The sequence below is a fragment of the Pseudobutyrivibrio sp. OR37 genome, assembly GCF_900113655.1.
GTDB lineage: Bacteria > Bacillota > Clostridia > Lachnospirales > Lachnospiraceae > Pseudobutyrivibrio.
This window is the reverse complement of record NZ_FOQF01000016.1, coordinates 72,243-82,038: the sequence shown is the minus strand read 5'-3', so window position 1 is coordinate 82,038 and position 9,796 is coordinate 72,243. Positions and strand designations below refer to the sequence as shown.

Annotated in this window: 2 protein-coding genes and 1 pseudogene; all 3 read right to left on the bottom strand. The window is 38.5% G+C overall.

Annotated elements, in window-relative coordinates:
• A pseudogene (locus tag BM097_RS09095) lies at window positions 1-217 on the bottom strand (ISLre2 family transposase); the annotation flags it as partial.
• A gap of 415 nt (window positions 218-632) precedes the next feature.
• Complete coding sequence (locus BM097_RS09090; RefSeq protein WP_177197421.1) at window positions 633-1,460, bottom strand: Rpn family recombination-promoting nuclease/putative transposase; 828 nt, start codon at window positions 1,458-1,460, stop codon at window positions 633-635.
• A gap of 1,119 nt (window positions 1,461-2,579) precedes the next feature.
• Window positions 2,580-9,629, bottom strand: coding sequence for an InlB B-repeat-containing protein (locus BM097_RS09085; RefSeq protein WP_090548329.1), 7,050 nt, complete (start codon window positions 9,627-9,629; stop codon window positions 2,580-2,582).
• Window positions 9,630-9,796 lie beyond the last annotated feature (167 nt).

Here is a 9,796-nt window from a genome sequence, read left to right as displayed (position 1 = left end):
GACGTTGTACTGTATATTTGCCATTTCGCCAGCCATCATTTTCAATTTTGGAATTTATCTCACTTAAGAGTAAGCCAAGAAATGAAGCTGCAAAAGATTCAGTTGATGTCTTTACTGAAGTCTCCAAGGAATAAAAATCCTTTGGATTATTAAAAAAGTTCTCCTCTGCTGAATTTAACTCTTCTACGAGAGTGTTTAATAGTGTTACAATTGACATGAGAGTAACAGCTCCTTTCGTTTTTTGTTTTGTGGTGAAACTATTATAACAAAAGGTTGTTACTCTCATTTTTATTTTTCTTTATTCAACTGACAAAATCTTTACTCTATTTTTCCACCAATTTATCAAGCCTTGTCAGCATGACTTCATACTCTTGTATTAAAGCATCAGCCTGTGCACTATCTAGCTCAATTTGCGGTAATTCTTTTTCTTTCGTAAAAAGATAAAACGGTAATAATTTTAAATTGATATTTTTGTAGCTTGTATATACTTTTTTTGATTTTACAGGTGAACTGCGGAAATGCTCCACAGCGGTAGCTATGCCTATTCTATGGAAAAAGGCATCTGCAAGAGATGCCTTTGGGTAAAATAAACAATGGCAGGGCGTTTTGCCCTGCCATTGTTAATAGCCTATTTATAACATTGTCATGTATTTACTGAATTCACTTTTATCAATTCCTAAAGCTTCCATTGCCTGCTCAGCTGTAAGCTTCATGTTTTTCATAAGGTTCCTGATGTTAGAAACTGCGGCTTCCTGGCGCCCTTCTTCGCGGCCTTCTTCTCGGCCCTCATGTCGAATGATTGCTTCCTCTTCCCATCTTTGCATATATTTCACACCCACTTTCTCGTTGGCCTTCACCTGAGAAACTCGATTCATTATCCTGTCCAGATTCGGTGAAGATTGATTAATAATCTCTTCACCTTCATTATATTCAATGAATTTCATCAGTGCAACAAATTCTGGTGAAACATCCTCTGTATTATAGCCTCGTGTGTTGATAAAGATGCGCTTGGCGCCATCACCCAAAGCAAGCTCAGGGCATTCCCTGCAGACTTCCTCAAATGTGTAAATGTATTTGCCCATTCCAAACAGATCGAATGGCATAATCATGATGATTGTAGTGTTCTTTATAGTATTAAAATTGATTTCACCTGGGGCTAAAAGTGATGAATCAATTAGCGCCTGATAATACCTTGTACGCTTAATTAGGTCGTCGCGCCACTCCTTTTGCATTTCAGTATTGTAGACTGTGGAATCGTCGTCCATGGCGAACACATCCACCCTGATGGAACGCAGCCATGGGGCTGTCCGAAACTCCTTTTCTGTCTCCGCTTCTGTGAGAAGATTGAGTTCCTCATCTCCTAAAATGATTCTAAGTAGCGCCTCGTAAGTTTCCCGATCCTCCACGACTTCATCAAATAGAAACTTGTCCAGCAATGTTAACTCCTGTAGGGTTTTCACAATATTACCTCCTGTACCCTTTGATGTTAGGATTATAACAAACAAATTTTCGAGAAGATATGTTCGTTTTTACTGAAATATGAGCTTAATTTTGCGATGTTCGGGTGAGAATAACCAAGGGATTTTTGGATAGCTGAAAGCCTTGATTTTACTGGGCTTACGTGATGTTTAAAGTTAAGTTTTTTCCTGCTTTTTTGTCTATCCACTTAACTGTGTTGGAGTTAATTTGGGATGATTGGTGGACTTGGTATATGGCGTGTGAAGATTGATATATATATACCAAAAATGGCATGATTTTGAAGTGTTAATGGTGAACTTGGTATATGTTGTGTGAAGATTGTTGTATATATACTTTTTTGAGCTGATTTTGAGCATTTTAAGCACTGAAATAGTATATATATGAACAAGTTCACACTATATATACTTTAATAGCGGAATCTATGCCATTTTCTCCTAAAAAAGGTTTTGAATTGATATTTTTGTAGCTTGTATATACTTTTTTTGATTTTACAGCTGAACAGAGGAAGAGCTCCACAGCGGTATCTATGCCTATTCTGATTAGGTTGAATGAATTTTTTGCGCTGAAGTAATGTGATTTCAGGCTGGATTGAGCGGTTTTGTGCGGGGATGATGTGGTTTTGTGCAGAGTCGAGCAGATATGGTGGAATTGTAGCGGGCATGCGGCATATCACTTTGAGGGACTACGTCTATTCAGCGATTATATATTCACCTAGACGTAAATAACAGCGTTTCTGTGGTTTGACCTGATCTTTCTGACTTGTTGATTTTTGGAATAGAATATAATTTATCCTTTTTCCTGTAGATGCAAGACACTTATACATACATGTTGTTGAGATAATACACACCTAGCAAGTGGGGTACGTCTGTGTCACAGATATTTAGCCCGCTGGACGTAGGTGCGTGAATTTTGGCAAGTTATTGCTAGTGTAGGAAGCCCGTCAGGGAGATTGAAAAGATATGAATGAGATTACAAAAACAAATGGCAAGGCGGGGATGCCTTGCCATTCGTTTTTTGCATATTAAGATGCATATACAATCAGGGCGGGCGAGCCGCCCCGGTTGCGTCAATTGATTGTGTGAGTAATGGATATTACTCGATTATGGTTCTGGAGTAGTTGGTGTACCCCAAACTGCATAAAGAGTTATTGTTGTATCTGTAGCTGAACTTGGTTTAAGTACGCTTAGGTCTGATATAACTTCACCTGCTGAAGTAGTAGACCAACCCTTAAACTCTTTACCTGCTGGTTCGCCTGAAGGTGTTTTTCCAGCAAGACTAGGAGTATCTGAATACTTAACCTTAATTGCTTCTGGTACTGCTGTAACAGTTGCCTCTGTTGTGTTCTTATCAAATGTAACTGTCTTTTCCCACTCTGTCCATGTAGCTGTATATTCCTTATTACCTGTAGAGCCCTCTGGAATAGTTACAGATGTAGTTGCTTTCTCTAAATCTGTTCCTGTCCAGCCTGCAAATGTATAGCCTGTTCTAGTTGGTGTAGGAAGTGTTACAGAGTCTTCTACTGTATATTTCTTATTTGCCCATGCTGTTGCATCTGCCTCAGATAAGCTTCCACTATCAAGTGTAAGTGTAATTGTATACTCTGTTTTATCCCATTTTGCTATAAAGAATCTGTCCTTATTGTCTGTATTCTTAAGAACACCAACCTTTGTAGCACCTTCAGGTATTGTAGTAACAGATGAACTTTCTACTTCATACCAACCAACAAATTCATAACCAGTATGATCTACAAATGTATTTCCATCATCTGTTGGCAATGAATCTTCTGAGCCAAAGCTGTACTTTCTAATTGGGCTTGCTGTTGCCTTGAATGGGATTTCACTTGTGTACTTAATCTTGTATGAGTCTGCCTCCCATACAGCATAAAGTGGTGTATCTGTTCCCAATTCTCCTGCTGTTACAACCTGTGCATCATTATAAACAACTGTTGTTCCAGCTGAAGCGGTATCCCAACCCTTAAATGTATAATTTTCTTTTGTAAATACATTTGCTGTAAGAGCTGCACCTACTGCTGTAATAGTTTGCTGCTCAGGAGCTGTACCTGCTCCACCATTAGCATTAAAGGTAACTTTTACACTTGCTTCATCTGCAGCCCACTTTGCTGTTAATCTAACAGTCTTTGTCAAATTAGCTGGTAGCTTCTGTGATGGAGCTGTACCTGTAAGCTCTACCTTTGCACCATTCTTTACATTCTCTACTGCTTCCCAACCATCAAACTTCTTACCTAACATTGTAGGTGTTGCAAGAGTTACAGTTGATGAAGTTGCCTTTGTGAATGTCTTAGCATATGTTCCAGAAAGTTTTCCACCATTTGGTACATAAGTAATTGTGTAACCAGACTCTTTCCATACAGGATAAAGAGTTACATTTCCTTCAAACTTAGCATTTGCATTTGGCTTATACTTAGGTGTATCTGCCTTGTCCTCATCTGACCATCCTACAAATGTAAACTGATCATTTGCTGCAACAAGTTTATCTGCAGGAATCTTAACAGCCTTGCCTGGTGTAAACTGAATTGCATCAGGGAGCTTAGAGCCTGTATTAAGTGCTACTTCTGTTGCATTCTTTGCAAATGTAACCTTAAATGCATTCTCTGTAGCAGTCCACTGTGCTGTAAGCTTCTGGTCACCTACTGTGCCCTTCTCAATCTTTGTAACAACCTTACCCTTTGCATTCTTCCATCCTGCAAATGTATAGCCTGCTCGGGTAATATTTGTTGGAAGTGTAATATCAGCTGTATCTACTGCAAATGATCCAGTTGGAATTGTTGCAAATTCTCCACCATTCTCAATGTAATTAATGTAGTATGTGTGCTTATACCACACTGCTGTAAGAGTAATATCTTTAGCAGTCGCTTCCGCATTGTAAAGAACTTCCTTTGGATAATAAGATGTTGTGTTGTCTAATTTCCAACCTATTAATGTATAGCCTGGTACCTTATAAGCATTGTCTGCAAGAAGTGTTACGCTTGAGCCTTGTGCAACGGTCTGCTTCTTATCTTCATAACCCTTGCCGCTCAATGCTGCTCCAGCGGTACCTGGCTTATAAGTAATGTTAAGCTTAGCATCCTTGTTAGCCTTTACAAAGTGTGCCTCAAGTGTAGCATATTCACCTGGATCGATAAATCTTGTACCAATCTGTGCTTTATAAGCTTCACCTGGATACCACTTTCCACCCAAATCATCCTTCCAGTATGCAAAGATATATGCATTCTTCTGAGCATCTACTGCCTTGAATCCACTCTTAGGAAGTTTGATTGAATTAACTGTCTTGTTTGCAGCATCCTTTGTTGCACCTGTAACTGTAAGAGCAACATTATCATCCCCCTTAGGAGCTGCTACAAACTTAACATTATAGTTCATGTTCTTAGCTGTAATCTTGAATGTAACTGTCTTGTAACCAGCATAGCTTCCAATACCATGTAATGTTACGCTTGCTGTTCCGACCTTATCATTCTTTGAATAGCTATCGATTACGAAATCTGTACCATATGTAAGCTTTGTAACTGTCTTGCCAGATTTGATTTCAGCTGTTGTGAAATCTGCTGTATCAAGTGTTACATCGCCATCGTTATACTGCTTATTAGCAATCTTAAATGTACCTGTTGCGATATCGTTAGCCTTTGCTACAACGTTGATATACTTCTCTACTGTGCCAGTATATCTGTTAACACCTGTAAATGTAGCCTTAATCTGTGTAGCTGTTGAAATAACATCGCCCTTAACTACATCATCGCCAATGTAACGCTTAATATCTTTTTCCTTACCATTAGCTACTGTAGTCTGCTTAGCATATGTATATCTTACTGTGTAATCCTTCTTTGCACCTTCTGCAAGTGCCTTGTTCTGTAATTTATTCTTAATTGTAACCTTAGGAGCTGCCCACTTGCCTACCTGCTTGTCTGGTACGAAGATTGAAACAAGCGATGCGTCACTGATATCAGCCTCATCTACAACATACTGCATTGTTGCAGTGCCCGTAAAGTTTTTCTTACCCTTTACAGTAACTGTAACTGTGTCACCAGGGTTCTTATTCTTTGAGTAAGAAATTGTAAAATTATCTTTAAAATACTTATTAGATGAAGAATAATAACTACCGTAAAATTGAATTTCTGGTGCCATGCCTACATTTGTAAATGATGTTAAAGTATAACCAACCACCTTATCTGTAGACCAACTCAATCCTTCTTGATATCTAAATTTCAACTTATTAGTATTAGTAGGATTTTGTTCTGCTGCTGTAGGAACAGCATATTTAGCCTGGTCAGCTGTAATATCAAATGGATCAATCTTGTAGCTAACCTTGAAGCTGCCTGTGTATGCACCTTTACCCTTTACTGTAAATGACTTAGTTCCTACATTAATATAATCTTTACCAGGTTCATCGATTTCATAATCAGTACCTTTTTCAAGGACCTTATTTTCTACTGAAGGATCATCACTCTTTACAAAAATCTTGAAATTATTAGCTGTTGACACTTCATCAAATGCAATATCTGAACCTGTGTACTCAAAATTCTTCTTTGTAAATACGAGATTATCCTTTGCTGTAAGCTTTGTACCTGTTACCGTATAAGATACTGCCTTTGTTCCAGAGTATGCACCAAGACCATAAATAGTAGCCTTAACTGTACCTACTGCTGGTGCCTTAGCATAAACTATCTGATAATCAGTGCCCTGTGTAAGAGTCTTATTTAATTCTACATCCTTTAGTACAAATGTATTAAATCTATCTGAATATGTAACAGATTTGTTAAACTCAACACTTACAAGCTTAGCGTTGGATACAGCCTTGCCACCTTTAACTGTGAAGGTTGAATATTTATAACCAGCATACTGTACCCCACCGTCAGTTCTATTGTAGACAGGATCTATACTTACTGAATACTTACCAGCAGACGTAACCTTATTTCTATCTGCATATGATGTAATATATGGATATGGCAATGTTTCATAATAGTATGATGCGTTATAGTCTACACCTTCCTTAAGTTCTACATCGCCCAGCTTAACTGTAAGCTTTACATTATTTGTCTGGTCATTTCCGTCGATATTTACAAGTGAAGTATCAACAGTAATCTTTGCCTTATTAAGGAACTTCTCTGCCGCAACAACCTGTAGGCTCTGTAAATCTGAACCCGAATAGTTACCCTTAAATGTGATAGGGATAGTATATATACCTGGAGTTGCTTCAATAGCAGAATAATCTACTGTAAAGTCAGTGTTTTCCTTTAATGAAACTACTCGATATCCCTTCTTAATATCGTTGATTACAGCTTTGATTGTATACTTAGGCTTCTGAATCTTTCCATTCTCGGCAACCACTTGGATTGATGAAGAAATTTGTCTGTCACCAGGATCACTAAAATTATAATCTGAATCATATGCTAATGGCTGTGGCTGGATTTCAAATGTCTGTGTAAATCCACCAGCATATCTACCTTTACCTGTTACAGTAATTGTAGGTGCCTTTGCTATAGGATACTGTTCTGGATCACTATTTAGCCATGCCTTTACATTATTCTTGTATGCTATAGAAAAATCTGTGCCTTCAGTAAGAAGCTTGTTGTTGTAGAAGATTCTTACTGGGCCGGTCATAACCTTTGCATTACCATCATAAACATTATTAGATTCATAATGTGTTGTCTTATCACCAATGAAGTCTAATGAAGCTTTTGAAATCCAAAGTCCATCAGGAAGATTTACAGCTGTCTTTGAACTAGAGTCTGTATCAAAATCATAATCCGGTATTACATCGCCCCAATCAGCAGCTGCTGGAAGCATATTAAATGTGAAAGTCCTCTCTGTTGAATACTTTCCATCCTTTACTGCTACAGCATTGATTGTGATGACATCTGATATAGCACAAGCATCTTTAAGCTCTATTGGTGTGGTATATGTGGTTCCTACACCATCATTACGTGCACCTTCTCCATCTAGAATAGCAGCTGCTGCCACAGAGCCATCTTTTTTCGAAATAGTATAGATAATAGATGATCCATTTGTAGGAGCCTTGAGAGTAAGCAATGTATCATAACTTACATAGCCACCATTTTTCTCCATGAACTCATATACCCTACTATCATCAAATACATAATAAGGAGCTTCTGGAGCCTTAATCAGCTCAGCAATTGTGAATTCTGCAGAAGTACTACCTTCATAATACTTACCAGTCATAGTAACTGTTACTTTAGCTGTACCTGGCTTTGTATTCTTATCATATGAAAGTGTATAGTTTTCTGCTGCAACTTCCTTAGGTGTTGGACTAGCCATATCTAAAAGCTGAACTACAGGTTCAACAGCTTTTCCATCGTAGTCAAAAGTACTCTTAGTGCTAAACGTACCTTCGCTATCTCTAGTACCAACAGTTACTGTACTATTCAGCTGTGGAAGATCATAGATGTATTTTTCATCTAATGTAACTTCCTTACCATCAATAGTTACTTTAGTAGATCCTTTTGTCGCCTCTTCACCATTAGCCTTTGCCCAATATACACGGCCACCATGGTTGAATGTAGCTTTGTCAACATGCTCGGTAAATGTGCTATCATCATCATCGATGATTGAATCCTCAATAACAAATGAGCCTTCGTAATCAGGAGAGGCTGATGCATCTTTGAATGTAACAGTTACAACAACCTTTGTTGCATCTCCTTCTTTTGCAGCCTTAGTTAACTCATATATATCTGTATCTTTTATATTGTCCTCAGTATCAAACACACCATTTATGGTTAGACTTGAAATATTAGCAGTAGTACGTGCACCCTTAATTTTAGATGCTGACTTATCTATTGCAGGAATAACCTTAGTGTACTTCTTATGATACTTTGTACCATATCCAGTCTTTTCACCTGGCTTTGATTCAGTTGCTGATACTTTAGCCTTAGTTGTTGTAGTATAACTTGCAGTTTTTGATTCATCAACATCTACAATCTTAAATGACTCTGTAAAGCCTGTTTCTGAAGCTGAATAATTCTTTGCAGCAGTTGTATCTTTTAATGTGATTTTTACAGAACCGCCTGATGTAGAATTATTATCTCCGTATGTAACTTCAAAGTCTGTTGTTTCTGTCAAACCTGCGATTGTTACAGTTGGCTTGATTTGCTTAGGTGTAACACCTTCAACCTTTTCTGAATCAGATGCTACATCTTCGGCTGTGGCATAGAATAGATTAAATCCAGTAGCCTCAGTACCAGCATCTTCTCCTGTGACTGATAAAACAACATCCTCAGCTGTTAATTCCTTAGCCGAGATTGTGACCTTAATCTTTTTAAATCCCGTATAACCAGCATCTGTAGAACTTACCTTAACAAAATAATCACCTTTGTTTATAAGTTCTGATGCCTGAGTTTCACATGCTTCATCAGAAAAGAATTCAAGTTGCAACTTATTAAGTTCTGCCTCACCAAGAGCGACACCATTTAGTTTCGCACTCTTAATAGTTACACCAGCTATCTGATCAGTATTATCAAATGTTAATGCTGCTCCATTTAACTCAATATCTAACTTAGAAATATCAACTTTCCACTGAGCTGTGAGTGTAACACTGTCTGTTGCTGCAGTTTCCTCACCAACCTCTGTTTTCGTATATTCATAAGTTCCACCAGCAGCCAAGACTGTTTCTGTTTCGCCAACCTTCCATCCTGCAAATGTATATCCTTCTCTTACTGGTGGGTTATTGGTTGTTATTGTAGATAAATTCAATGTTTTAGATGCTGTGGCTTCAGCAACTTCTGCAGTAATTGTTGTTGCAGCTGGAACAGCAATATCCTCACCTTCTACACCATCAGCAAATGATACTGTAACAGTGATTGCCGTTGGTGTTTCCCCAACCACATCCTGCGCTGCAGTCTCCTCCTCGACCACAAGCTCCTCGGTTGGCTCCTCGGATGGAGTCTCTTCGGCCTCAGGTGCAACGACCTCAGGCTCTTCTGCGGCTTCTTCCACTACGACGTTGGTTTCATCGTCGAGGGAAATTTCCGCATCAGAACTAGGCAACTCTTGATTTTCTTCAAGACCTGCCTCTGGTTCCACGTCGGGTATCTCTGCTGCTTTTGCGTTGATAGGCACGTTAAAAGACGTGGCAACCATCATTACAGCCAGAGATCCACTAAGTAATCTCTTAATATGCATAAGTCTACCTCCATTAATTTTTTTAGAGATCTAATTCTCTAATTCGCCCAAAAATTAATATCGAGTTTTCCACCGCAGGTTCGCCTCCTGCAATGGGGTATTAAATTTTCGTACACCCAGGCATATCGCCATAGCCTGGATAAAGTTAGAGAATTGTCGTCTCTAAT

Coding starts and splice junctions, on each gene's coding strand:
- BM097_RS09085 (WP_090548329.1), bottom strand. CDS start 9,629: ATGCATATTAAGAGATTACTTAGTGGATCTCTGGCTGTAATGATGGTT.